Genomic DNA, 24,514 nt, shown 5'->3' on the forward strand with positions numbered 1-24,514 from the left:
CAACCCTAGCCAGCCGGGCGGATTAAGTCCGCCCTGGTGGATACTCGTGCGCAGGCGTAAATGTGCCTACATTCTTCCGGCGTCGTAGAACTCTTCGATGCCTTCAAGCCCCGGAAGATGGGGTGAAAGCTGCGGCAACTCAGCCACCGAGCCGATTCCCATGCGTTCCAGGAAATACGACGTCGTACGGTAGAGGATGGCCCCGGATTCGGGATCGGTCCCCGAGTCTTCGATCAGTCCCCGCTGCATCAGCGTCCGCACGACAGAGTCAACATTAACTCCTCGAATTGCAGACACCCTGGCCCTTGATACGGGCTGGCGGTAAGCGATGACGGCGAGCGTTTCCAGCGCCGCCTGCGTCAGCCTGGCTGTCTGTCCTTCCAGCACGAATCCGCCTACGACATCAGCGAAATCCGCGCGGGAATAGATGCGCCAGCCTCCGGCGATATTCCGCAATTCAAAACCCCGGGGTCTGGATTTGTGGCCAGAAGTGTTGATCACAGCGGCAACGTCCGAGTCCGGGGCATTAACAGTATAGCCGTTATACTCGCGCTGAAGTTCCGCGAGCAACTGCTCGACGGCGCCCACCGTCAGGTTGAGTCCTGCGGCCAGCTCGACGGCGGTGGCCGGCTGGTCGATGACCATCAGCACTGCCTCGATGGCGGCGCGGGCGCCGCCGGGGAGTTCGGCGACGTCCACTCCCGTGTCCGCTTCCCCGCGGGCGGCTGGATCCGGCGTCGTGTCGCTCAAGTCTCCTCCTCGTATTGCTCGCTGTATTCCTCGGTCAGATTTTCGCTGTTCCAGTCGTTGGTTCCCGCCGTCCAGTGCACCGTCAGGTCGCCCAGGGGAAGGATCTGGTCGAAGCCGACCACCTTGTCCCGGAACATTTCCAGCAGCGCCAGGAAGCGCGCCACCACAACCAGCGTTGATTCGGCGTCGGCGGTGAGGGCCCGGAAGGACAACGGCCTTCCGGCCTGGAGCTTCAGTCCCAGGATTTCGGCCTGTTCCTTCACGCTGACGGCGCTGCCGTGCAGGTGCGCCAGGCCGACTTCGCTCGGCGCCGCCTCCTTAGGCACCAGCGCGGCTTCCGCCAGGGCGGCAAACTGTCCGGGAGTGTGCCGCCAGACGAGCTCCGGCAGCAATGCCGCGAACTGTGCCTCCAGGGCAACCTGCCGGGGGAAACTGCGGGCCTCCAGCTCCAGGGTGGTGTTGATCAGCCCGGCCACATGCTTGAAGGCTTTGTATTGGAGCAGGCGGGCGAAGAGCAGGTCCCGCGCTTCGAGCAGTGCGACGTCCTCATCGTCCTCGACCTCGCCGGCCGGCAGGAGCCGGGCGGCCTTGAGGTCCAGGAGCGTGGCGGCGATGACCAGGAATTCGCTGGCCTCGTCCAGCGCCCACTCCTCGCCCAGCTGCTGGAGGTTCCTGATGTACTTGATGAATTCATCAGTCACGGTGGCCAGGGCCACTTCGGTGATGTCCAGCTGATGTTTGCTGATCAGGCCGAGCAGCAGGTCAAAGGGACCGGTGAAGTTGGCCAGCCGCACTTCGAAGCCGGCCTTCTTCGATGGCTCCGTCTGCGGGGTGACTGCCAGTGCCACGGCTATGGCTAGGGCGCGCCGCCGCGCGAAATCAGCTCTTTGGCCAGGCGGCGGTATGCGTCGGCGCCGATGTGGTTGGCGGCGTAGCTGGTGATGGGTTCCGCGGCCACGGTGGCGTCGGCAAACTTGATGGAGCGCTTGATAACGGTCTCGAAGACTTTGTCCCCGAACGCTTCCACGAGCCTGCTGATGACCTCGCGGCTATGCAGGGTGCGGGCGTCGTACATGGTGGCCAGCACTCCGTCCACCTGGAGCCTGGGGTTCAGCCGGTCCTGGACCTTGTCGATGGTTTCCACCAGCAGGGCCACGGCCCGGAGTGCAAAGAACTCGCAGATCAGCGGAATGATGACACCGTGGGCCGCCGTGAGGGCGTTGACGGTCAGCAGCCCCAGTGAGGGCTGGCAGTCAATCAGGACGACATCGTAGTCGTCCTCAACCTTCTTCAGGGCCCGGTCCAGCACCTGTTCGCGGGCAACTTCATTGACGAGCTGCACTTCCGCGGCGGAGAGGTCGATGTTCGCCGGCAGCAGGTCAACGTTCTCGACGCCGGTGTGCTGGATGGCGTCCCGGATGTCCACCTTGCGGTCCATCAGGACGTTGTAGACCGTCAGGTCCAGTTCATGCGGATTGGTGCCGAGGCCCGCGGACAGTGCGCCCTGGGGATCGAAATCCACCAGCAGGACACGGCGCCCGTATTCGGCGAGCGCGGCGGCCAGATTAATAGTGGAGGTCGTTTTGCCGACGCCGCCCTTCTGGTTCACCATCGCGATCACACGCGCGGGGCCGTGGGACGACAGCGGCGCAGGCTCGGGAAATTCGCGGTAGGGGCGCCCGGTAGGACCCATGACGGCGTCTTCCAGATCGAGTTCGGTGCCTTCCAGAGTTGCTGAACCCTGCTCGCTGCTCACGTATCTATCCACACTTTCGATGACGTTGATGTCCTGCCGCTGAAAGTTCAGCGCCTATGGTTCTTCCCACCAAGGTTACAGCGCCGCATCCGTGATTCAACGGAACTTGACACGCGCCCTTGCCTGAGCCTTTACCTTCTGGTAAAGGTCGAAGGTTGAGGCCGGCGGCACACAAAACCGCCCGTGCAGGATGATCCTGCACGGGCGGTTCCTTTGTAGCTACGGGTGTTGGTCCGGGCAGGCGCTTCAGGCGCGGGCGGGAACCTGAGCCGGAGCTTCCTGCTCGGTGTGGTGGCCGGCGATCATGGTCTGCTCGTCGAAGGGCTCTTCGCCGGACAGGACACGCTCCACCTGGCCGCCGTCGATCTCCTTGACCCAGGTGCCGATCAGGACCGTGGCCACGGCGTTGCCGGTGAAGTTGGTCAGGGCGCGGGCCTCTGACATAAAGCGGTCGATGCCGACGATCATGCCGACGCCGCCGAGCAGTTCGGGCTTGTGGGCCTGCAGGCCTGCGGCCAGGGTGGCCAGGCCGGCGCCGGTGACGCCGGCGGCACCCTTGGAAGCGATGATCATAAAGACCAGCAGGGAGATCTGGGCGCCCAGGTCCAGCGGGGTGCCCATGGCGTTGGCCACGAACAGGGACGCCATGGTCAGGTAGATGGCCGTGCCGTCAAGGTTGAAGGAGTAGCCCGTGGGAACGGTGACGCCGACAACCGGCTTGGAAACACCCAGGTGCTCCATCTTGGCAATAAGGCGCGGCAGGGCTGCTTCGGACGAGGACGTGGAGAAGATCAGCAGGTATTCGCGGGCCAGGTACTTCATGAGCCGGAAGATGTTGACGCCGGCCACAACCTGCAGCAGGCCGCCAAGGATGATCACGATGAACAGTGCACAGGTGATGTAGAAGGCAAGCATCAGGGTGAACATGCTGACGATTGCCTGGAATCCGGTGGCACCGACGACGGCGGCGATGGCGCCGAAAGCTCCGACGGGCGCCAGCCACATGACCATGATGAGGATGCGGAACACCAGGGCCTGGCCGTGGCCGATGGCCTTGAGGATGGGGGCGCCCTGCGGACCCATCTTCTGCAGGGCAAAGCCCACGAGGATCGCTGCCAGCAGCGTGGGCAGCACCGGAATATCTCCCGGGATGATTCCCAGCAGGAAGTCAACGGTGCTGTCGGTGGCGGCCTTCTTGTTGGGATCGTAGGGCGTCAGCTTCAGGCCCTCACCCGGGTGGATAAGGTTGCCCACCACGAGGCCGATGGCCAGCGCGAAGGTGGACATGACGATGAAGTAGCCCAGCGCCAGGCCGCCCACCTTGCCGACGGTGGCAGCCTTCGCGATGGAGCCGATGCCCAGGACGATGGTGCAGAAGATCACCGGAGCGATCATCATCTTGATCAGCTTGATGAAGCCGTCGCCCAGCGGTTTGAGTGATTTGCCGACCTCCGGGAACAGAAGCCCGATCACGGCGCCGAGGATCACGGCGGCGATGACGGCGATGTAGAGGTAGTGCGACTTGTCGAGTCCTTTGCGCTTTGCCTTGACGGGCGCAGCTGACTCTCCTCGTTGAGAAGCCATGATGTGTCTCCTTATGGATAATCTGGAAGACGTTGCGGCACAGTCTCTGGGCTCCACACGTCCGTCCGGTGTGATATCCATCATTGGGCATGGCGTGACCTGGCTCACCGTTGCGTTCATATTGGTCGTGGAAGGGTTGCATGAGGCACAAATGGAGCATTGCGCGCCGGCTGTTCGTGGCGCATTTGTTGTTTATGCTCGCCCTGACCGCAACAGTTGGGACCGCCACGTTTATCGATGCCCGGGACCACGCCTACGACGAAGCCGGACGGCGGATGTCCGGTGTTGCCACGGCCATTGCCGACAATCCCCTGGTCCTGCAGGCTGCCGGGTCGGCCGACCCGTCCGCAGTGCTGCAGCCCTACGCACTGGACGTTATGGACGATGCCGACGCGGATTTCATCACGATCATGGCTCCGGACCGGACCCGCTGGACGCACCCGCGCAGCGAGGAACTCGGCAAGCCGTATATCGGGTCCATAGATGCCGCCCTGAACGGGCAGGTATTCACGGAAATCACGGCCGGCACGCTGGGTCCGTCGGTGCGGACGATTGCGCCGGTCAAGGACCAGTCGGGGAACGTCAGGGCCCTCGTGGCCGCGGGCGTGACAGTGCGGACGGTGGACGTTGCCATTTCAGGGCGCCTGCCGGCCCTGCTGGCCATCGCCTTCGCCCTCCTGGTGGGCGGCTCCGTGGCGTCCTGGCTTCTGGGCCGGTACCTGCGCAATGTCACCCGGGGCTGGGGACCCGAACAGCTCGCCCAGCTGTTCGCCTACTACGAGTCCGTGCTGCACTCCGTCCGTGAAGGGGTGATCCTGATCGACCCCAAGGGGCGGGTGGTGATGTACAACGACCAGGCCGCGGAGCTCCTGGGGCTTGCCCCTCGGCCATCCGGGGGCGATCCCGCCGACGCCTTCCTGCTGAGCGACCTCCCCCTGGCACCCAGCCTGAAGGACCTGTTTGAATCCGGCCGGACGACGCAGGACGAAATTCACCTGGCCGGTCCCCGCGTCCTGGTGATCAACCAGGGTCCGGCGGTGGGACCGGCGTCGTCGGCCGGCCGGCAGCGCCCGGCGGTGTTCGGCACCGTGGCAACCATCCGCGACCGCACGGAGATCGAGTCCCTGGGCAGCGAACTGGAAACCATGCGCACGCTGTCGGATGCCCTGCGTGCCCAGACCCACGAGCACGCCAACCGCCTCCACACCATCGTGTCGCTGATGGAACTGGGCCGGTCCGACGAGGCCCTGGATTTTGCCACCAAGGACCTGGAGCTCAGCCAGCAGCTCACCGACGAGATGGTGGGTGCCATCGAGGAGCCGGTGCTGGGCGCACTCCTTATGGGCAAGGCCGCCGAGGCACACGAACGCGGTGTTGAACTGGGCCTGCAGGCGAACAGCACGGCGGGGACGGCCGGTGTGGCCGTGCAGGACCTGGTGACCATTCTCGGCAACCTGCTGGACAACGCCATCGATGCGGCGGCGGATGCCCCGGCACCGAGGTGGGTTGAGCTGTCCGTGGAGTCGGGAGCCCGGGGCGTTGAGATCACGGTGGAGGACTCGGGCCGCGGAATCGACCCCGATGCCGTGGATGATGTGTTCCGGCACGGTTTCAGCACCAAGGCCCCCGGCAAGTATGGCCGGGGGCTGGGCCTGGCCCTGGTCCGGCAGGCCGTCCACCGGCTGGGCGGCACCATGGCCATCACGAATCCCCGCGGGGCGCACTTCCACATATTCCTCCCCGCAGCGGGCACCACCAAGGAGACACCATGAGCGACATCCGAGTTCTCGTCGTTGAGGACGAACCGGTAGCCGCGGCAGCGCACGGCGCCTACGTAGGGCGGCTCAACGGCTTTTCGCTGGCCGGCACGGCCCCGGACGGCCAGTCCGCGCTGCGCCTCCTGGCTGAATTCGCCGCGGCAGGCAACCCGATTGAACTCGTCCTGCTGGACATGAACCTTCCCGACCTCCACGGCCTGGACATTGCGCGGCGGATGCGGGCCTCCGGGCTGCTGCCGGACATCATCGCGATTACTGCCGTGCGTGAGCTGAACATCGTGCGCAGTGCCGTGTCCATCGGAGTGGTCCAGTACCTCATCAAACCCTTCACCTTCGCCACTTTCGCGGACAAGCTGGCCAGTTACCGGCAGTTCCGCGAGCAGCTCGCCGCAGGCCCGGGCGGGACCAGGTCGGGAGCGTCACAGAGCGACGTCGACCAGGCGTTTGCGAGCCTGCGGGCGCCGAGCGAGCTGCCCCTTCCCAAGGGCCTGTCGACGTCGACCCTGGACGCGGTGCAGGAGTTCATGAAGCAGCAGGCGGAGGCGGTCTCGGCCACGGAGGTCATGGATGCGCTCGGGATGTCGCGGGTGACGGCCCGGCGCTACCTTGAGTACCTTGCGGATGCCGGAACCGTCTCCCGGACAGCCCGCTACGGCGCACCGGGCAGGCCGGAGAACGAGTACCGCTGGAACCGGAGCTGACTGCTGGTTGCGGGGCGCTAGTTCCGGGGCGTGGCGGGGCGAAGGGTTCCGATCAGCTGGTCGATCACGCCGGCGTCCTCAATGGTGGACGGCACCACGTACTCCTCGCCGTCGGCAATCTGCCGCATGGTCTTGCGGAGAATTTTGCCGGAGCGGGTCTTGGGCAGTGCATCCACCACTGCCACGTGCTTGAAGTCCGCCACGGCCCCGATATCGCGGCGGACCAGCGCGATCAGGTCCTTGACCAGGACGTCCTCCGCCACCTCCACACCCGATTTCAGCACCACGTAGCCGCTGGGACGCTGGCCCTTCAGCGGGTCCGCCAGGCCGATCACGGCGCACTCCGCAACCGCGGGGTGCTGGCCGATGACCTGCTCCATGGCGCCGGTGGACAGCCGGTGGCCGGCAACGTTGATGATGTCGTCGGTGCGGCCCATCACGAACACGTAGCCGTCCTCGTCCCGGTAGCCGGAGTCTCCGGTTGCATAGGAACCTTCGAACGCCTGGAGGTAGGAGGAGATGTAGCGGTCGTCGTCGCCCCAGAGCGTGGTCAGCGTGCCGGGCGGAAGCGGGAGCCCGAGCACAATGTTGCCTTCGGTCCCGGGTTCGACGTCCTCCCCCAGTCCGTCCACGATGGTGAGCTTGAAGCCCGGCATCGGGACGCTCGGCGATCCCGCCTTGATCGGGAGTTCTTCCAGTCCCCGCGGGTTGGCGCAGATGGCCCAGCCTGTCTCGGTCTGCCACCAGTGGTCCACCACCGGGACGTTCAGCGACTTCGTGGCCCAGTGGAAGGTATCGGTGTCGAGCCGCTCCCCGGCCGCGAAGAGCGTCCGCAGGCTGGAGAAGTCGTAGTCCTGGAGCAGCTTGGCCTCGGGGTCGGCTTTCCGGATGGCGCGCAGCGCGGTGGGCGCGGTGAACAGGACATTGGCCCGGTGGTCCCGGATCACGCGCCAGAAGGCACCTGCGTCGGGAGTTCCCACCGGCTTTCCCTCATAAAGGACGGTGGTGGCGCCGGCCAGCAGCGGACCGTAGACGATGTAGGAGTGCCCCACCACCCATCCGACGTCCGAGGCGGTCCACATGACGTCTCCCGGGCCGATGTCATAGATGTTTTCCAGGGTCCAGCTGAGCGCCACGGCATGGCCGCCGTTGTCGCGCACCACTCCCTTGGGCGTGCCGGTGGTTCCCGAGGTGTAGAGGATGTAGAGCGGGTCGGTGGCTTTGACGTCGACCGGAGCCGCCGGTTCCGCGGCGGCCATCTCGGTTTCCCAGTCCAGCCAGCCATGGTCCGAGGCTGAGGAGGTGAAGCCGTCCCGTGCGGTGACGATCACCGGCAGCTCCGGAGTTCCGGCCAGGCGGAGGGCCTCCTCGACCGCAGGGAGGTATTCGATCCGGCGAGACGGCTCAATGCCGCCGGATGCCGTGACCACCACGGCCGGAGCGGCATCCCGGATGCGGGCCGCCAGCTCCTTGGGCGCAAAGCCGCCGAAGACCACCGAATGGACAGCGCCCAGCCGCGCAGTTGCCAGCATGGCGATCGCGGCTTCGGGGATCATGGGCATGTAGATCACCACCCTGTCCCCCTTGCCGACCCCGCGGCCCCGGAGGACGCCGGCAAAACGTGCCACAAGCTCCGTGAGTTCGGCATAGCTGAAGCGCTGCTGGGTCCCGAGCATCGCGGAATCGTAGATGAGCGCATCCTGGCTGCCCCGCCCGGCCTCCACATGGCGGTCGAGGGCGTTGTACGACGTGTTAAGAACGCCGTCCGGAAACCAGCTGTACAGCGGTGCCCGGCTGGAATCCAGGGCACGGCGCGGCGGCACCGACCAGGTAATCTTCCCGGCGGCATCCAGCCAGAAGTCTTCGGGGTTCTCCAGGCTCTGTGCGTAGCTGTCCTGATACCTCTTGGTAACCATGAAATGCATCCCGTCCACGACATTGTGATGCGAGCCATGCTAGTCCGGCCGGGGAAGCGCGCACAAGGGTCTATGTATACAAATTCGAAGCACTTTTGATTTTCTAGGGCAATTGCTGGGCAAAACTGCCGTCTGTGTATACACTGAGGAGCGTCAACCAACGAAGGAGGCAGGGATGCGCGCCAGCGATAGGGCCTACGCGGCACTGCGCGACGACATCATCGAATGGCGCCTCCTGCCCGGGACGGTACTTGCCGAAGTGGAGCAGTCAGAGCGGCTCGGCATCTCCCGCACCCCTCTCCGGGAGGCCCTGAGCCGGCTCACCGCTGAGGGACTGACGACGACGGCGGGCAGCCGCGGCGTCGTCGTCACCGATATTTCGCTGGAGGACATCGACGAGCTGTTCGAACTGCGCGAAACCCTCGAAGGCAAGGCGGCCGCACTGGCCGCCGAACGCGGCGATCCCGCCACCTTCGAGCAGCTCAGGCTGGAGCTCCTCCAGGCCCCGGAGCTGATCAACGGCGGCGGGCCGGGCCTCCACGCGTACTACGAGCTCGCGGGCCGCCTCGACGCGGCCATCGATGCCGCGATTTCCAACTCCTACCTTGCCCAGGCCATGCGCAGCCTTCGCGTGCACCTGGTCCGGGTCCGCCGCCTGGCCGCCGACGACGCCCGGCGGCTCACGGCTGCCGCCGCCGAGCACGCCGCCATCGCCGAGGCCATCGCCGCCGGCAACCCCCGGCTTGCCGAGGCGGCCACCACCGTGCATCTGCACCGAAGCCTTTCCCACGTCAAAGTCACGCATACACCTCACTAGAAGGAGCACCATGGTCAAGGAACACCACGTCCGCGTTTACAAGAGCGAGGAAAACCTGCCCCGCGAGGACCAGCTCGCGTACAAGATCGCCAAGGTTGCCACCGATCCCGTCGCCGTCACCGACGACGTCACCGACATGGTGATCAACCGCGTGATCGACAACGCCTCGGTGGCCATCGCCTCCTTGAACCGGGCCCCCATCGTTGCCGCCCGCGCCCAGGCCCTGACCCACGGACCCACCACCGGCGGCAAGGGATCCAAAGTCTTCGGCATCCACGAGCGGGTGTCCCCCGAATGGGCCGCCTGGGCCAATGGCGTCGCAGTCCGCGAGCTCGACTACCACGACACCTTCCTGGCTGCGGACTACTCCCACCCGGGAGATAACATCCCGCCGATCCTTGCCGTCGCCCAGCACGTGGGCTCCAGCGGACAGGACCTGATCCGCGGCATCGCCACCGGCTACGAGATCCAGGTGAACCTGGTCAAGGCTATCTGCCTGCACAAGCACAAGATCGACCACGTAGCCCACCTCGGCCCGTCCGCCGCCGCCGGCATCGGCACCCTCCTGGGGCTCGACGTCGAAACCATCTTCCAGTCCGTCGGCCAGGCGCTGCACACCACCACCGCCACCCGCCAGTCGCGCAAGGGCGAGATTTCCACCTGGAAGGCGCATGCACCGGCGTTCGCCGGGAAGATGGCCGTCGAGGCGGCGGACCGCTCCATGCGCGGCCAGACCTCCCCCGTGCCGATCTATGAAGGCGAAGACGGCGTGATCGCCTGGATGCTGGACGGCCCCGACGCCTCCTACATGGTGCCGCTGCCCACGCCCGGCGAGGCCAAGCGTGCCATCCTGGACACCTACACCAAGGAACACTCCGCCGAGTACCAGGCCCAGGCCTGGATCGACCTCGCCCGGAAACTGAACAAGGAGCACCCGGAAACCACCGATCCGGCCAATGTGAAGTCGGTGCTGATCAAAACCAGCCACCACACGCACTACGTGATCGGCTCGGGCGCCAACGACCCGCAGAAGTACAGCCCCACGGCCAGCCGGGAAACCCTGGACCACTCCATCCCGTACATTTTCACGGTCGCCCTGCAGGACGGTGCCTGGCACCACGTGGACTCCTACGCCCCGGAGCGGGCAGCGCGCCCGGACACCGTGGAGCTGTGGCACAAGGTCACCACGGTGGAGGACCCGGAATGGACCCGCCGCTACCACTCCCTGGACATCGCGGAGAAGGCCTTCGGCGGATCGGTGGAGATCACCCTGACCGACGGCACCGTCATCACCGACGAAATCGCGGTGGCCGACGCCCACCCGCTCGGCGCACGGCCGTTCGCCCGGGAGCAGTACGTCAACAAGTTCCGTACCCTCGCCGCCGGTGTTGTCGACGAAGAGGAGATCGAACGCTTCCTCGCCGCCGCGGCCCGGCTTCCGGAACTGGCAGCCGGAGAGCTGGACCAGCTGAACATCAAGGCAGCCGACGGCGTGATCGACCTCGCCGACGCTCCGAAGGGACTCTTCTGATGCTGTACTCGAAGGTCACGCCGGAGCAGAAACGGATCCGGTTCCGCGAACTCCTGGCGTCCGGGACCATCCAGCAGTTCCCCGGCGCGTTCAACCCGCTCTCGGCGCGGCTGATCGAGGAGAAGGGCTTCGCCGGCGTCTACATTTCCGGCGCCGTGCTGGCCAACGACCTGGGCTTGCCGGACATCGGCCTGACCACGCTCACCGAAGTGGCGACGCGGGCCGGACAGATCGCCCGGATGACGGACCTGCCCAGCATCGTGGACGCGGACACCGGGTTCGGCGAGCCCATGAACGTGGCCCGCAGCGTCCAGGAAATCGAGAACGCCGGCCTGGCCGGCCTGCACATTGAGGACCAGTTCAACCCCAAGAGGTGCGGCCACCTGGACGGCAAGAACGTGGTGGACCTGGACACTGCCACCAAACGCATCCGCGCCGCAGCCGACGCCCGCCGCGACCCCAACTTCCTCATTATGGCCCGGACCGACATCCGCGCCACGGACGGTCTGGAAGCGGCACAGGAACGCGCCAAGGCACTTGTCGAGGCCGGGGCGGACGCCATCTTCCCGGAAGCCATGAAGGACCTCGGCGAGTTCCAGGCCATCCGCGACGCCGTGGACGTGCCCATCCTCGCCAACATGACCGAGTTCGGCCAGAGCGAGCTGTTCACTGTGCAGCAGCTGCAGGACGTCGGGGTGAACATGGTCATCTACCCGGTCACCCTGCTCCGTAGTGCCATGGGGGCAGCTGAGCGTACTCTGGAATCGATCAAGTCCGACGGCACCCAGGAGGCACAGGTAGAGAGCATGCTGACCCGTGCGCGGCTGTATGACCTGGTGGACTACGAGGCCTACAACCGCTTTGACACCGGGGTCTTCAATTTCAGGATTCCCGGCACCAACTGACCCCCTATTCATCCGGACTTCCGGCTCCGGCCGGCACACAGCATAAGGAACGAAGGAGTTTCAGCATGGCTGAAAATGAGATCAAAAAGGGCCTCGCCGGCGTCGTGGTGGACTACACCGCGGTGTCCAAGGTCAACCCCGACACCAACTCGCTGCTGTACCGCGGCTACCCGGTGCAGGAACTTGCAGCCAAGTGCAGCTTCGAGGAAGTGGCCTACCTGCTCTGGAACGGTGAACTGCCCACGCCGGAGCAGCTGGCCGAGTTCACGGCCAAGGAACGTGCCGGCCGCGCTTTGGATCCGGTGGTCAAGCAGGTGATCGACGCGCTGCCCATCACGTCCCACCCGATGGACGTCTGCCGGACTGCTGCATCGGTCATGGGCGCACGGCACCCGCTCGCCGAGGATTCCTCCCGGGAAGCCAATCTGGCCAAGGCTATGGATCTGTTCGCCGCGATGCCGGCCGTCGTAGCGTATGACCAGCGCCGCCGCCACGGCCTGGAGCTGGTGGAGCCCCGCGATGACCTGGGCTATGACGCCAACTTCCTCTGGATGACGTTCGGCGAGGAGGCTGTCCCCGAAGTCGTCGACGCGTTCAATGTCTCCATGATTCTGTACGCCGAGCACTCCTTCAACGCGTCCACGTTCACGGCCCGCGTGATCACGTCCACCCTGTCGGACCTGCATTCGGCAGTGACCGGCGCCATCGGCGCCCTCAAGGGAACACTCCATGGTGGTGCCAACGAAGCCGTGATGCACACCTTCGACGAAATCGGCATCAGGCCGGAGGAATCCCTGGAAGAAGCCGCCGCCCGGGCCAAGGCCTGGATGGAGGACGCCCTGGCCCAGAAGAAGAAGGTCATGGGCTTCGGCCACCGTGTCTACAAGCACGGCGACTCGCGCGTCCCCACCATGAAGGCCGCGCTGGACAAGATGATCGCGCACTACGGCCGTCCGGAACTCCTGGGCCTCTACAACGGGCTGGAGACCGCAATGGACGAGGCCAAGGGAATCAAGCCGAACCTCGACTACCCCACCGGCCCCACCTACCACCTCATGGGCTTCGACACTGATACGTTCACTCCCCTGTTCGTTGCCAGCCGAATCACCGGCTGGACTGCGCACATCATGGAGCAGCTGGATTCGAACTCGCTGATCCGTCCGTTGAGCGAGTACAACGGCGTGGAAGAGCGGCACCTTTCCTAGGCCCTCAGGTCCTTTCCCCAGGACTGCGTGCGCAGGACTTTGGGAGCGCACGACGGCGGCCGGTCACTTTTCAGGTGACCGGCCGCCGTCGTGCGTCGTGCTCACAGGTTCCGCAGGACGCTCACTGAAGACGCGACGGTTTCGTTGTCGGCGTTGAGGGTGACCACGATGTCCACGGTCCCGCCTTCCAGCACCGGCGGCAGCCAGTGGTCCGCGTCCTGCCACATGCGGTCCACCGGCAGCGACAGCGCATCAAACCATTCGGGTTCTATCTCCGGACTTTCCGCCGGTTCGCCGTGCCACCGGCGGGCGGTAAACAAGGTGGTGTGCATGTTCCATTCCGGCCGGTGGGGGAAGACAAACTCCACAACGCCGGCGGGGTGCAGATCCCGCTCGAGCACTGTGACGCCGGACTCTTCCTGAACCTCCCGGCAGGCCGCCTCGGCGTGGCTCTCTCCCGGCTCCACGTGACCGCCCAGCCCCACGATCTTGCCCCTGCCGAAGCCGGTCTTCTTGAGGCCGAGCAGTACATCCGTTCCCCCGTCAGGCCGGTCCCGGAGCAGGAAGCAGAGTGTTACGGGGGTCGAAGTCATGGACCCAGACTAGCTGTGTTGACCTGAGAGGTCAGCCCAGCGCCCGCGGGTGGGCGGCGGCGTAGATCTCCCGCAAGGTATCGGCCGTGACCAGCGTGTAGACCTGCGTGGTGGTCACCGAGGCGTGGCCCAGGAGTTCCTGGACCACACGGACGTCCGCGCCGCCTTCCAGGAGGTGGGTGGCAAAGGAGTGCCGCAGGGTATGGGGCGAGACGTCCTTGGTGATGTTGGCTTTGTCCGCGGCTGCCTTGAGGATGGTCCAGGCGCTCTGCCGGCTGATCCGGCCGCCGCGGGCGTTCAGGAAGAGCGCCGGCGTGCCCTTGCCCTTGGCGGCAAGCAAAGGCCGCCCGCGCACCAGGTACGCGTCAAGGGCACGTGCGCCGTAGGACCCCAGCGGCACCAGGCGTTCCTTGGATCCCTTGCCGAACAGCCGGACAATCGCCGGGCCGGCCAGCTCCGATTGCAGCGATATGTCGTCCACATCCAGGCCCACCGCCTCGCTGATGCGGGCGCCGGTGGAGTAGAGGAATTCCAGCAGGGCCCGGTCCCTCAGGCCTGTTGCCGTGTCCGTGCCGGCCGCTTCCAGGATCCTGGTGACCTCATCGACGCTGATCGCCTTGGGAAGGCGCTTGCCCGGCATGGGCGGGTGGACGTCGCTGGCGGGATCCGCCGTCGTGATTCCCTCAAGTGCCCAGAACTTATGGAGCCCGCGGACCGCCACGACCGTCCGCGCCGCAGACCTGACACCGAGGGCAGTCCCGCCGTCGGAACCGTCGGACAATGCCTGCACGAACCCGGTGACGTGCCGGCGGGTGACGTCACCCGGCCGGTCCGGGCCGCACGCCGCGAGGTAGTTGGCGTAGCGGGACAGGTCGCGGCGGTAGGCGGACAGCGTGTTCGCTGCAAGCCCCCGTTCCACGCCCATGTGTTGGAGGTAGTCGCCCACTGCCCGGTCTATGGCGTTGCGCGGCCGGACGGCCGCTTCCGCGCCGGACGCCGCCTGCGCCTGTTCGGCACCGGCACGTTCCGGCGCGGGAGTGACGGTGCTGCCCATCAGCGCTGGCTGGGATGGGCGGGCCAGGGTGCGTTCCCCGGGCGCAGGTGCTCGAAGCCATCTGCGCGGGCCGCCGCTGCGGCAAGAATTCCGACGACGGCGGACGGGTTGTGCAGCCGGCCCTCCAGGACTGCAGCGACCGCGTCCTCCAACGGCGTCCAGTGCAGTTCGATCTCCGCTTCCTCATCCGTGCGGACATGCAGTTCGTGATCGGGCACATCGCTGAGGTCCCGGGCGAGGTAGATGCGGATGGCCTCGCTTGAGGATCCGGGCGAGTTGAAGAAGTCCGCCAGCACATTCCAGGTCCCGGCCACCAGGTCCGCTTCCTCGGCCAGCTCCCGGGCGGCGCCGACGACGAAGTCCTCACCCTCAACGTCCAGCAGCCCGGCCGGGATCTCCCACAGGTCCATGCCCACGGGATGCCGGTACTGCTTCATCAGCAGCACCTCGCCGGCTTCGTTCATGGGCAGGACGGCCACCGCGCCCGGATGGTCGATGTAATCGCGGACCAGCTCGTCGCCGTGTTCGCTGAGCTGGAAGCTGTCGCTGACAACGTCCCAGATGCGGCCTTCGTACACCTTCCGGGACGACAAAAGACGGCGCGGGCTCGGCGCATCCGAAACCTGCCGTGCAGCATTGGGGGTTTCAGACATACCGGGCATCGCGCCGTCCTTTGATTTAGTTGGTGACTACTTGGCCGAAACCTTGCGGACGGAGCCGCCGGCCCCGGCCGGTGCTTCCGCACTGGTTACTTCCGCACTCTTCGTTTCCGCGCCGTTAGCGACGGGAAGCAGGTCCCCGCCCTTCTGGTGATCCAGCGCAGCCTTGACCAGGCCCGCGAACAAGGGATGCGGCCGGGTGGGGCGTGAGCTGAGCTCGGGGTGCGCCTGCGTTGCCACATAGTAGGGGTGGACGTCGCGGGGAAGCTCCACGTACTCCACCAGCTTGCCGTCCGGGGAGGTTCCGGAGAACACGAGCCCCTTCGCCGCAATCTGGTCGCGGTACTTGTTGTTGACCTCGTAGCGGTGGCGGTGGCGTTCGCTGACCTTCGTGGTGCCGTAGGTCTCGGCGATGACGGAGCCTTCGTCCAGCTTGGCTTCGTAGAGGCCAAGGCGCATGGTGCCGCCAAGGTCGCCCTTGCCGTCCACGATGTCCAGCTGCTCTTCCATGGTGGCGATGACCGGGTACTTGGAGTCCGGTTCGAATTCGCTGGACGATGCGCCCTCGAGGCCCACCACGTTCCGGGCGTATTCGATGACCATGCACTGGAGGCCCAGGCACAGGCCCAGGACCGGCAGCTTGGTTTCGCGGGCGTACTTCAGGGCGCCCAGTTTGCCTTCGAGGCCGCGGATGCCGAAGCCGCCGGGCACGCAGATGGCGTCCACGCCGTCCAGGGAGTTGACGGCGCCTTCGTGCGTTTCGCATTCGTCCGAGGGGACCCAGCGGATCTTCACCTTGGTGTCGTTGGCGAAACCGCCGGCGCGCAGGGCCTCGGTGACGGAGAGGTAGGCGTCCGGCAGGTCGATGTACTTGCCCACCAGGGCGATTTCCACCTCGTGCTTGGGGTTGTGGACCGCTTCGAGCAGCCTGTCCCAGCTGGTCCAGTCAACGTCCTTGAACGGCAGGTCCAGTGCACGGACGATGTAGGAGTCCAGGCCCTGGGAGTGCAGGGTCTTGGGAATGTCGTAGATGCTCGGGGCATCCGGGCAGCCGATCACGGCGTCGATGTCGACGTCGCACATGCGGCCGATCTTGTCGCGCATGGCCTGCGGGACTTCGCGGTCCGAACGGATCACGATCGCCTCGGGCTGAATGCCGATGGAGCGCAGCGCGGCAACGGAGTGCTGCGTCGGCTTGGTCTTCAGTTCCTGGGACGGCCCGATGTACGGGACCAGGGACACGTGCAGGAAGAAGACGTTGCCGCGGCCGATGTCCTGGCGGACCTGGCGGGCGGATTCAAGGAAGGGCTGCGACTCGATGTCGCCGACGGTTCCGCCGATCTCGGTGATGATGACGTCCGGCGCATTCTTGCCTTCGGCAGGAAGGCGCATCCGGCGCTTGATCTCATCGGTGATGTGCGGGATGACCTGGACGGTGTCGCCGAGGTACTCGCCGCGGCGTTCCTTGGCGATAACCGTGGAGTAGACCTGGCCGGTCGTGACGTTGGCCGACCCTTCGAGGTTTTCATCGAGGAAGCGCTCGTAGTGGCCGACGTCCAGGTCAGTCTCGGCGCCGTCGTCAGTGACGAAGACTTCGCCGTGCTGGAAGGGGTTCATCGTGCCCGGATCCACATTCAGGTAGGGATCGAGCTTCTGCATTGTTACAGACAAACCGCGTGCCCGCAGCAGGTGGCCGAGGCTCGAAGCCGTCAGTCCCTTGCCTAGCGAGGACGCCACACCGCCGGTGACGAAGATGTGTTTGGTCGTCTTGGACGAGCCCGGGAACCGGGAATTTACACGGGAATTTGATCGCTGCACCACGGAATTCGAGCCTATCATCAATTGAGCCTTCCACGGGTCGAAAATCGGATTCCCCAAATGCTTCAGTCTCCCCCGCTGTCCCCTCCTGATCAAGCCTGCTCAGGGGACGGCGGCTTCCGGGTGCTTGACCGGTCCGGCGGATGTGACCAGTCTCGCAGTGTTCTCAGGCCCTCTGCGGCAGCAGCTTGGCGTCGTCCAGAAGCTCCTGGGCGTGGGCCTGGGCCGTCTCGGAATCCTCTTGGCCGGCGAGCATCCGGGCCAGCTCCTTGACCCTTTCGGGGCCGTCGAGCAGCCGCACGTCGCTTGAGGTGAACCCGGTGGCGGTGCCGCCGTCGGCCCCTCTGACCGATGTTTTAGTGACGGTGATGTGCTGGTCCGCGAACGCGGCCACCTGCGGCAGGTGCGTGACCACCAGGACCTGCACATGCTGTGCCAGCATGGCCAGCCGTCGGCCGATCTCGACGGCGGCCCGCCCGCCCACGCCGGCGTCCACTTCGTCGAACACAAAAGTGGGCACCGGATCCACAGCAGCCAGCACCACTTCAATGGCCAGCATCACGCGGGAAAGCTCGCCCCCGGAGGCACCCTTGCCCAGCGGCCGTGCCGGCGCTCCGGAATGGGGCTGGAGCAGGAACGAGATCTCATCCGCGCCGTACGGCATCAGCTGGGCGGCAGGTTCGATGGTGATCACCAGGGTCGCATCGGCCATGGCCAGGGCCTTCAGCTCGGCGCTGACCCGTGCCGAGAGGTCCTTGGCGGCCTTGCCGCGGACCTTGCTGATGGCCGCAGCCTCTTTCTTCAGCTCAGCCTCGGTCCGGGCAACCTCCGCGTCCAGCGCCTCGATCCGGGTGGAGTCGTCCTGGAGTTCGTCGAACCGGACGCGTGCATTCTCCGCCCATACCAGGACCTCGTCGATGCTGGGGGCATATTTTCGGACCAGCTTGGCCAGGGCAGCCCGCCGGTCCTCGATTTCCGCGAGCCGTTCCGGCCCCTCTGAATCCAGCCCTGCCTGGTAGCTTGCCAGTTCCGTGGCGATGTCGTTCAGCAGGAAACCGACCTCCGCGAGGCGGGCGGCTGCCGCCCCGAGTTCGGCGTCGTGCTCGGCCACATGTTCGAGGGTCCGTTTCGCCGCGTCCACCAGGGTGGTGGCGTCGCCCTCGTCGCCATAGTCCTCCGCGATGAGCGCCTGGTGCGCGGTATTTGCCGCAATCCTGAGTTCTTCCACGTTGGCCAGTTTCACGGCCTCCGCTTTGAGGGACTCGTCCTCGCCCGGCTGCGGATCCACGTCATCGATCTCCGCCAGGGCAATCTGCAGCGATTCCGCTTCCCGGAGCCTGTCCCGTGCAGCACCGCGCAGCGTGTCCAGCTCCGCCTGGCTGGCCTTCCAGTGGCTGTACAGCGACTGATACGTGTCCAGGGGGCCTGCCAGGGCGTCGCCGGCGAACTTGTCGAGGGCGCCCCGCTGGGCAACTGCCCCCTTAAGCCTGATCTGGTCCGACTGGCCGTGGACCACCACCAGGCTTTCGCCGATCTCCGCGAGGACCCCCACCGGGGCGGCGCGCCCGCCAAGGTACGCACGGCTGCGTCCGTCCGCCCCCAGGCGACGGGCAAGGATCAGCTCGGCGCCGCCGTCGAACTCTTCAACGTCGGCGCCGGCTTCCCGGGCGCGGTGCACGGCGGCGTGGCCTGCGTCCAACTTCAGGACGGCCTCCGCCGAGGCGCTCTTCGCGCCGCTGCGGACCGCGCCAGCATCGGAGCGGGCACCCAGCAGGAGCCCGACGGCGGTGACCACCATGGTCTTGCCGGCGCCGGTCTCGCCGGTCACCACGCTGAGGCCAGGGCCGAGCGGGAGGGTTGCGTCGGTGATGACGCCGAGGTCGCGGATTCTCAGTTCTTCAAGCATGATTCACTTCGCAGTCGTCGGATCAGTCTCGGACGTCCCGGTGTGCCGGGGACCCGCAGGCGGCACCATCGGCCTGGGGGTACGGATGATGGGCACGGGCCCGGTGTGGATGGATTCGGACTGGGGCATGGGCCCGCGCCAGCCGTGAATGGGAAGCTGGAACTTCCGGACCAGCCTCGCTGAAAACGGTGTCTGGTGCGTCCGTGCGAGCCGCACCGGCGTGGCCGAGCGGGTAACTTCCACGCGTGCGCCCGGCGGCAGGTCAACGGAACGGCGGCCGTCACACCAGAGCACACCCTGGGCATCGGTCCGGTTCAGGACCTCCACAGCCAGCCTGGACCGGGGTGAGACCACCAGGGGCTTGGCGAAGAGCGCGTGGGCACTGATGGGAACGATCACCAGGGCCTCCACCTCAGGCCACACCACCGGACCGCCGGCGGAGAAGGCATAGGCCGTGGAGCCGGTAGGCGTTGCCATCACCACGCCGTCACAGCCGAAGGAGGTCAGCGGACGCTCGTCCACTTCCGTGACCACCTCAAGCATCCGTTCCCGGTTGCCCTTCTCGATGGCGGCCTCGTTCAGCGCCCATGTGTGCCAGATCTTCTGTCCGCGGACCCAGACCTGGACGTCGATGGTCATCCGCTCTTCCACCGTGTAGTCGCGGCTGGCGATCCATTCCACGGTCTGGGCAAGGTCGGCCCGCTCGCTCTCGGCGAGGAAGCCCACATGGCCCAGGTTGACGCCCAGCAGCGGCACGTCCACTTCCCGGACCAGCTCGGCGGCACGGAGGATGGTGCCGTCACCGCCGAGGACCATGACAAGCTCGACGTCGGCGAGCTGGATGTGGTCATGGAGGATCTCCACGGGGTCATCGAGCCGGCCGAAAAAGCCTTCCATGTCTTCGAGTTCGGATTTTTGCATCACGGGAACAATGCCTGAAGCATGCAGTTGGATGCATGCCTCCCAGGCAGCCTTCAGTGATTCCTCGCGGCCGGTGTGGGCAAGGACCAGTACACGCCTGCTCATCGGGTTCCGCTTTCTAGTGGTTCGGCCAGATTGTTCCGAGCAACGCAGCAAGGGCTGCGTCCCGCTCTTCGATCTTAGGCAAGTCTGAGGTGATCCTGCGCTTTATCCACAGGAAGTATTCGACGTTTCCGTCCTGGCCGGGGAGGGGGCTCGCCGCGAGGCCGCGCAGTTCAAGCCCGGCGTCCAGCGCCGCATTGGCGACTTTTTCCACCGCCATCCTGCGTTCACGCTCGGAATTCACCACGCCCGTGCGGCCCAGCCGGTCCTTGCCGATCTCGAACTGCGGCTTGACCATCAGGACCAGGTCGCCGCCGGGACGCGTGCATGCCGCCAGCGGCACCAGGACCAGGGTCAACGAGATGAACGACAGGTCAGCAACCGTCAGCGCTGCGGGACCGCCGATCGCGTCCGGCGCCATGTAGCGCACGTTGAGGCCTTCGTGCACGGACACGCGGGGGTCGTTCCTGATCTGCGGAACCAGCTGGCCGTGTCCGACATCGACCGCCACCACATGGTCCGCACCGCGCCTCAGCAGGACCTCAGTGAAGCCGCCGGTGGAGGCTCCGGCGTCCAGGCAGCGCTTTCCTTCCGCAGTGACGTCCGGGAAGGCGTCCAGGGCCCCGGCCAGTTTGTGGCCGGCCCGGCTGACGTAGGTGTCCTGCCCGTCATGGGCAACGTCCAGGGGCGTGAGATCGTCCACCTGGACGGAGGCTTTGGCCAGGACTGTTCCGTCTGAACTGACTTTTCCTTCGGCAATCAGGCGCGCGGCATGGGTGCGGGACATCGCCAGCCCGCGGGTGACGAGCATTTGATCAAGCCTTGCCATCCTCAGGCGTCGCCTTCAGCCGACGGGTCGTCATCGTTGAGTGCGTCCAGCAGTGCATCGTGGAGGGCGGAATACGCCTCGGCGTGCGCGGCAACGGGCAGGCCCGGAATGCCGGCCAGGCGGTCCAGGACGGCGTCGACGGCAGAGTCTCCGACCGGGCTCACGCCGCTGCCGGCGTCCGGAATGTTGTTCAGCTCGGTCATGTTCCCAGTCTAGTGAGTCGTCTTAGTGCGTCAGCCATTCGATGGCCGGTGCCAGCGGAGCGTCTTCCTGCGGATTTGCCGTCCACCACGCCGAGCAGGCCGCACGCCACGAGTCCAGGTCACCGGGAAGCCCGCTGATGTGGACCGCTTCTCCCCGTACGACCGCGGAGGCCGCACCGCAGCGGAACGTGCCGCCGTCGTGCTCTTCCACCGCGGGGTACGGGCGGTACAGATCGCTGAGGTCATTGATGAGGTAGTCCGGCCGCTCGGCCGTGCGGGCGGCGAGGATCGATTCCCTGGTGTCGACGCCGGTGAGCACTGCCACGGTGGCGAAGCCGGCGTTGTTCCCCCCGAGGATGTCCGTGTCCAGCCGGTCGCCGACGACGAGCGGCCGGTCGGAGGTCAGCCGCTTGGCGGCCGTGCGGAACAGCGGAGCCTCCGGCTTTCCGGCCACCAGGGGCCGCTGTCCGGTGGCCGCCGCAACGGCAGCCACCAGGGTTCCGTTGCCCGGAGCAATGCCACGGGCCTGCGGGATGGACATGTCCGTGTTGGTGGCAACCCAAAGGGCGCCGCCGGCGATGACATACGAGGCCTCGGCGAGGTCCTTCCAGCCGATCTCGGGATTGAATCCCTGGACCACGGCCACTGGATTGTCCTTGGCGCTGTGGACCGGGGTCAGTCCCACCAGTTCCACCTCATGCGCCAGTGCCGGGCTCCCTGTCACCAGGACTTTTGCGCCGGGGGGAAGGAGGCCGGCGAGCAGCTCGCCGGCAGCCTGCGAGGAACTGACCACCTGCTCGTCTTCGGCGGGAGCGCCAAGCTCGCGCAAGTGGGCTGCCACCTGCGCGGGCGTCCGTGAGGCGTTGTTGGTCACGTAGCCAAGTCCGACGTCGATACCTGCCAGTTGCCGCAGGGCCTCGACAGCTCCCGGAATGGCGTGGGGACCGGCGTAGACGACTCCGTCAAGGTCCGACAGCAGGGCGTCGAACCTTGAGATCAATGAAGCACCGCTCATGGGCAGTTATTCCCTTTCGCGGTCCGGGTTTGCGGTATCGGCATCTCCGGCATCGTAGGCGTAGTCTTCGGCGGCGCCTTCGGCGTCTTCGGTGGTGCCGTCTTCGAGTTCGTCCGCTTCGACGGAGTCCTGGTCCGATTCAGCGTCGTCGGATTCGAAGTAGTCACCTTCCGCATCGTCGGAGCCTTCGTCCAAGGCAGCGGCGTCTGATGCGGCAGCGTCCGAGGCCGCAGCCTCGACGACGGCCGACTGGCTCTCGTCACGAACGCCGGGCGCTGCGGCCGGAGCGCTGTCGGCCTGCTGCTGGGCAAGCAGGCGGCGCCGTGCTTCTTCTTCGCGGGCTTCTTCTTCCTCGTCCCAGCCGAGGTCGATGATGTCAGGTTCCTCATCCTCGCCAAGGCCGAGGGCGTTCTCGGCCACAACGGCCTGGCGCTGCCACTTTGCGGATTCCTCCGTGCGGCCCACTGCCGCGAGAGCATCGGCATAAGCGCGGAACAGCCGGGGGCTGTAGGAGAAGGCGCGGTTGATATCCAACTGGGCGATTTCCAGTTCGGCCACGGCAGCGTCGAGCTGGCCAAGGTCGGTACGGGCGCCGGCAGCCACGATGGCCAGTTCAACCTTGCCGGGTGCGTCGAGGTCGTTGGCTTCCTCCGAGCGCGCCACATCAAGGGCACGGTCCGGACGTCCCAGGCCGCGTTCGCAGTCCGCCATCACGGGCAGGTGGACGTTGGAGCCGCTGATCCGGCGGTAGGTGCGGAACTCTCGGAGGGCTTCACCGTAGTGGCCTGCGGCGTAGGCGGTCAGGCCAACTGCCTCGCGCACTGCGGACAGGCGTCCGCCGCGCCGGCTGGCGGCCAGGGCATGCTGGAAGGCAAGCTCCGGTTCTTCGTCAATGAGGCGGCCGGCCATCACCAGGTGGCGTGCGACCCACTCAGCGCTCTTGGGTTCGAGGGTCTTGATCTCGTGCTTGGTGGCGCGGTCCAGCTCCTGGCCCGTGACGTCCTCGTCGATCTGGGGAGAACGCTCGCGGTCCGGACGGTTGGCGCTGCGCAGGTCGCGGGCGTTGGGCACGCGTGCAGGGCGGTCCTCGGGGCGGTCGCGTCCGAAGTCGCGGGGGCCTGATTCGCTTCGGTCAAAGCTCCTGGGAGCGCGTTCCTGGCGGTCGCCGAAAGGCTTGCGGTTGTCGCCGCCACCAAAGCTGCGGCGTTCGCCATCGCCTTCACGGCGCGGACGGTCGCCGAACGGTTTGCGGTCACGGTCGCCACCGCCGGCACCAAACGGCTTACGATCACGATCGCCACCACCAAAGCTGCGGCGTTCGCCATCGCCTTCACGGCGCGGACGATCACCGAAAGGCTTACGGTCACGGTCGCCACCACCGGCACCAAACGGCTTACGATCACGGTCACCACCACCAAAGCTGCGGCGTTCCCCGTCGCCTTCACGGCGCGGACGATCACCGAAAGGCTTACGGTCACGGTCGCCGGCGCCGAACGGCTTACGATCACGGTCACCACCACCGGCACCAAAGCTGCGGCGCTCTCCACCACCCTCACGCGACGGACGCTCACCGAACGGCTTGCGGTCACGGTCGCCGGCGCCGGCACCAAAGCTGCGGCGTTCCCCGCCACCTTCGCGCGACGGACGCTCGCCAAAGGGCTTACGATCACGATCGCCACCACCGGCACCGAAGCTGCGGCGCTCTCCGCCACCTTCGCGCGACGGACGCTCGCCAAAGGGCTTACGATCACGATCGCCGCCGGCACCGAAAGGCTTACGGTCACGGTCACGATCGCCACCACCGGCACCGAAGCTGCGGCGCTCTCCGCCACCTTCGCGCGACGGACGCTCACCTCGGTCATCCCTGGCACGGAATCCGCGGGGGTCGCCCCCTGAGTTATTCGATGGGCGGAAGGGGCCGCCGCCCGAGGGCCGGCCGCTTCCGGAACTGCCGCGGTCTTTTCCGCTTCGATTTCCGCCGTTGTGCTCAGCCATGTTGGATTCCTCCTGTTGTGAGCCGACCACTGGCGCAATCGCAGCCGCTCTTATCCGTGTTTCGTTATCCTACGCAACCCGAAATAAAGCGCTTCGAAGTCCGTACATCTCATGCAATTCTAGGCGAGTCACCGCTCACGAACTAACTGCCCCGGCCCCATGAGCCGCTGCCGTGGCAAGCCTCACAAGGACCTCGAACCCAACTCGGCGTTTGGGCACGGACGGCTTCCGGTCCGCTCCGCGCGGGGGAAATCCCTGAGCAGCGGACGCTCCTCCCCCACCAACGCTCTCTCACCTTTCGTGCCCGCCCCGGCAACGCTCTCTCAGTTCCTGCGGGTTCCAACCCGACGCTCAATCATGGGGGTTCGACGGCGGTGGCTGGGGTTGGGTGCCTGGCCGGCGTGGCCGGTCGGTGCGGGTGGTAGGAGAGGGTTGGCCGTGACACCGCAGGATCTGCGAGAGGGTTCGTCAGAACA

21 protein-coding genes are annotated in these 24,514 nt (G+C 66.3%); 6 read left to right on the forward strand and 15 right to left on the reverse strand.

The window, feature by feature from the left end; all coding sequences use genetic code 11:
* Positions 1-66 precede the first annotated feature (66 nt).
* The 4 genes from scpB to AC6JAC_RS14210 all read right to left on the reverse strand — a co-directional run bounded on the left by scpB (position 67) and on the right by AC6JAC_RS14210 (position 4,090).
* Complete coding sequence (gene scpB, locus AC6JAC_RS14195) at positions 67-750, reverse strand: SMC-Scp complex subunit ScpB (protein ID WP_454698120.1); 684 nt, start codon at positions 748-750, stop codon at positions 67-69.
* Entirely contained in the window at positions 747-1,598 is an 852-nt protein-coding gene (locus AC6JAC_RS14200; protein WP_497965141.1) for a segregation and condensation protein A, read from the reverse strand. Before AC6JAC_RS14200 ends, scpB begins: the two co-directional genes overlap by 4 nt.
* 8 nt (positions 1,599-1,606) lie before the next feature.
* Positions 1,607-2,506 (reverse strand): ParA family protein, encoded by a 900-nt coding sequence (locus AC6JAC_RS14205; protein ID WP_028271698.1) that lies wholly within the window; start codon positions 2,504-2,506, stop codon positions 1,607-1,609.
* 246 nt (positions 2,507-2,752) lie between these two features.
* The gene (locus AC6JAC_RS14210; protein ID WP_028271697.1) at positions 2,753-4,090 is read right to left on the reverse strand and encodes a cation:dicarboxylate symporter family transporter; all 1,338 of its coding nucleotides are present in this window, start codon (positions 4,088-4,090) and stop codon (positions 2,753-2,755) included.
* A gap of 140 nt (positions 4,091-4,230) precedes the next feature.
* Here AC6JAC_RS14210 and AC6JAC_RS14215 point away from each other — a divergent pair, with 140 nt between their 5' ends.
* A complete protein-coding gene (locus AC6JAC_RS14215) occupies positions 4,231-5,862 on the forward strand; it encodes a sensor histidine kinase (RefSeq protein WP_028271696.1) in 1,632 nt (543 codons plus the stop codon).
* Positions 5,859-6,569 carry a response regulator gene (locus AC6JAC_RS14220; RefSeq protein ID WP_028271695.1) on the forward strand — a complete coding sequence of 237 codons (711 nt, stop codon included), beginning with the start codon at positions 5,859-5,861 and terminating at the stop codon, positions 6,567-6,569. Before AC6JAC_RS14215 ends, AC6JAC_RS14220 begins: the two co-directional genes overlap by 4 nt.
* A 17-nt stretch (positions 6,570-6,586) precedes the next feature.
* Here AC6JAC_RS14220 and AC6JAC_RS14225 read toward each other — a convergent pair whose 3' ends face one another.
* Entirely contained in the window at positions 6,587-8,485 is a 1,899-nt protein-coding gene (locus tag AC6JAC_RS14225; protein WP_497965144.1) for an AMP-binding protein, read from the reverse strand.
* 175 nt (positions 8,486-8,660) lie between these two features.
* Here AC6JAC_RS14225 and AC6JAC_RS14230 point away from each other — a divergent pair, with 175 nt between their 5' ends.
* The 4 genes from AC6JAC_RS14230 (at position 8,661) to AC6JAC_RS14245 (ending at position 12,943) form a co-directional block, all read left to right on the forward strand.
* Positions 8,661-9,302 (forward strand): GntR family transcriptional regulator, encoded by a 642-nt coding sequence (locus AC6JAC_RS14230; protein ID WP_028271693.1) that lies wholly within the window; start codon positions 8,661-8,663, stop codon positions 9,300-9,302.
* Between the two features lie 10 nt (positions 9,303-9,312).
* Complete coding sequence (locus AC6JAC_RS14235; protein WP_497965146.1) at positions 9,313-10,833, forward strand: MmgE/PrpD family protein; 1,521 nt, start codon at positions 9,313-9,315, stop codon at positions 10,831-10,833.
* Positions 10,833-11,738 carry a methylisocitrate lyase gene (prpB, locus tag AC6JAC_RS14240; RefSeq protein WP_454698114.1) on the forward strand — a complete coding sequence of 302 codons (906 nt, stop codon included), beginning with the start codon at positions 10,833-10,835 and terminating at the stop codon, positions 11,736-11,738. Before AC6JAC_RS14235 ends, prpB begins: the two co-directional genes overlap by 1 nt.
* Positions 11,739-11,803: 65 nt before the next feature.
* A complete protein-coding gene (locus AC6JAC_RS14245; RefSeq protein ID WP_028271690.1) occupies positions 11,804-12,943 on the forward strand; it encodes a bifunctional 2-methylcitrate synthase/citrate synthase in 1,140 nt (379 codons plus the stop codon).
* Between the two features lie 101 nt (positions 12,944-13,044).
* Here AC6JAC_RS14245 and AC6JAC_RS14250 read toward each other — a convergent pair whose 3' ends face one another.
* From AC6JAC_RS14250 to AC6JAC_RS14295, 10 genes are all read right to left on the reverse strand, one after another.
* Positions 13,045-13,536 (reverse strand): 8-oxo-dGTP diphosphatase, encoded by a 492-nt coding sequence (locus tag AC6JAC_RS14250; protein ID WP_497965149.1) that lies wholly within the window; start codon positions 13,534-13,536, stop codon positions 13,045-13,047.
* Between the two features lie 31 nt (positions 13,537-13,567).
* The gene (gene xerD / locus AC6JAC_RS14255; protein ID WP_347897397.1) at positions 13,568-14,590 is read right to left on the reverse strand and encodes a site-specific tyrosine recombinase XerD; all 1,023 of its coding nucleotides are present in this window, start codon (positions 14,588-14,590) and stop codon (positions 13,568-13,570) included.
* Positions 14,590-15,252 carry an NUDIX domain-containing protein gene (locus AC6JAC_RS14260; RefSeq protein WP_028271685.1) on the reverse strand — a complete coding sequence of 221 codons (663 nt, stop codon included), beginning with the start codon at positions 15,250-15,252 and terminating at the stop codon, positions 14,590-14,592. The genes xerD and AC6JAC_RS14260 overlap by 1 nt, the downstream gene beginning before the upstream one ends.
* 27 nt (positions 15,253-15,279) lie before the next feature.
* The gene (pyrG, locus tag AC6JAC_RS14265) at positions 15,280-17,088 is read right to left on the reverse strand and encodes a CTP synthase (RefSeq protein WP_497965151.1); all 1,809 of its coding nucleotides are present in this window, start codon (positions 17,086-17,088) and stop codon (positions 15,280-15,282) included.
* Between the two features lie 145 nt (positions 17,089-17,233).
* Positions 17,234-18,973, reverse strand: a complete 1,740-nt coding sequence (gene recN / locus AC6JAC_RS14270) for a DNA repair protein RecN (RefSeq protein ID WP_347897393.1) — start codon at positions 18,971-18,973, stop codon at positions 17,234-17,236.
* 3 nt (positions 18,974-18,976) lie between these two features.
* Positions 18,977-19,999, reverse strand: coding sequence for an NAD kinase (locus AC6JAC_RS14275; protein ID WP_028271682.1), 1,023 nt, complete (start codon positions 19,997-19,999; stop codon positions 18,977-18,979).
* A 13-nt stretch (positions 20,000-20,012) separates the two neighbouring features.
* Positions 20,013-20,825 carry a TlyA family RNA methyltransferase gene (locus AC6JAC_RS14280; protein ID WP_497965154.1) on the reverse strand — a complete coding sequence of 271 codons (813 nt, stop codon included), beginning with the start codon at positions 20,823-20,825 and terminating at the stop codon, positions 20,013-20,015.
* A 2-nt stretch (positions 20,826-20,827) separates the two neighbouring features.
* Positions 20,828-21,028: a hypothetical protein gene (locus AC6JAC_RS14285; RefSeq protein ID WP_454698111.1), complete on the reverse strand. Its 201-nt coding sequence runs from the start codon at positions 21,026-21,028 to the stop codon at positions 20,828-20,830.
* Between the two features lie 22 nt (positions 21,029-21,050).
* Entirely contained in the window at positions 21,051-22,043 is a 993-nt protein-coding gene (locus AC6JAC_RS14290) for an HAD-IIA family hydrolase (protein ID WP_028271679.1), read from the reverse strand.
* 6 nt (positions 22,044-22,049) lie between these two features.
* Positions 22,050-24,038 (reverse strand): hypothetical protein, encoded by a 1,989-nt coding sequence (locus AC6JAC_RS14295; protein ID WP_497965156.1) that lies wholly within the window; start codon positions 24,036-24,038, stop codon positions 22,050-22,052.
* Positions 24,039-24,514: the final 476 nt, after the last annotated feature.

Source organism: Arthrobacter sp. KUASC02 (genome assembly GCF_059739395.1).